Source organism: Microcoleus sp. N9_A1, from assembly GCF_036701795.1.
GTDB lineage: Bacteria > Cyanobacteriota > Cyanobacteriia > Cyanobacteriales > Microcoleaceae > Microcoleus.
Map to the genome: position 1 here is coordinate 17,520 of NZ_JAUBRI010000093.1, position 1,193 is coordinate 18,712.

Below are 1,193 nucleotides of genomic sequence, written 5' to 3' on the forward strand. Positions count from 1 at the left end.
TTCTCATCAATCGGAATTACAATCGATCGCGGATTCTCATCAATCGGAATTACAACCGATTGCGGATTCTCATCAATCGGAATTACAACCGATTGCAGACAATCTGCCAGTTTCAGATAAACCAGAATCTCTCTATGATTCTCATTCAGCATCGGAACCAGTTGCAGAAACTGAAGAGTTGCTTTATGATTCTCATTCAGCATCGGAACCAGTTGCAGAAACCGTACAGCCGATAGAACTTTCTCCACCCGAATTAGAACCAGTTGCAGAAACCGTAGAGTTGAGAGAAGATCCTCAAACCGAATTAGAACCAGTTGCAGAAACCGTAGAGTTGAGAGAAGATCCTCAACCAGAATCAGAACCAGTTGCAGAAACCGTAGAGTTGAGAGAAGGGAAGCATCTCAGTTTGGGTGTCACAGGAACCCGAGCATCTTACTCGCTACAGATATCTAAACAAGCAAGCAGAATGCTCACTTTTGTAAAAAACATTTTTTACAAAAGTGAGATACTCCCTATAGAACCTTCTCCACCAGCACCCGTTGCCGAAAATATAGAAGTTGTAGAAACAGAAGAGTCGATCGCACTTTCTCAACCAGAATCCGAACCAGTTGTAGAAACCGTAGAGTCGATCGACTATTCTCAACCAGAATCCGAACCAGTTGTCGAAAATCGGCAAGTTTCAGAAACCGTAGAGTCGATCGACTATTCTCAACCAGAATCCGAACCAGTTGTCGAAAATCGGCAAGTTTCAGAAACCGTAGAGTCGATCGACTATTCTCAACCAGAATCCGAACCAGTTGTCGAAATACAAGAGTCGATCGACTATTCTCAACCAGAATCCGAACCAATTACAGAAACACCAGAGGAAATAAGCGATTTAGAACCAGAAATGCAGCCAGTGGCAGATTTTCTGGAAAATGTAGAAAGACAAGAATCTATCGAACATCCTCAACCAGAACCGGTTGTCGAAAATTTGCTCATTGTCGAAACGGTAGAGTCGCTAGAGCCTTCTCAACCAGAACCGGTTGTCGAAAATCTGCTCATTGTCGAAACGGTAGAGTCGCTAGAGCCTTCTCAACCAGAACCGGTTGTCGAAAATCTGCTCATTGTTCAAACGGTAGAGTCGCTAGAGCCTTCTCAACCAGAACCGGTTGTCGAAAATCTGCTCATTGTCGAAACGGTAGAGTCGCTAG

At 43.9% G+C, this 1,193-nt stretch carries 1 pseudogene; it reads left to right on the forward strand.

What is annotated here, in order from left to right:
• A pseudogene (locus QUA58_RS27890) lies at positions 1 to 1,193 on the forward strand (ATP-binding cassette domain-containing protein); the annotation flags it as partial.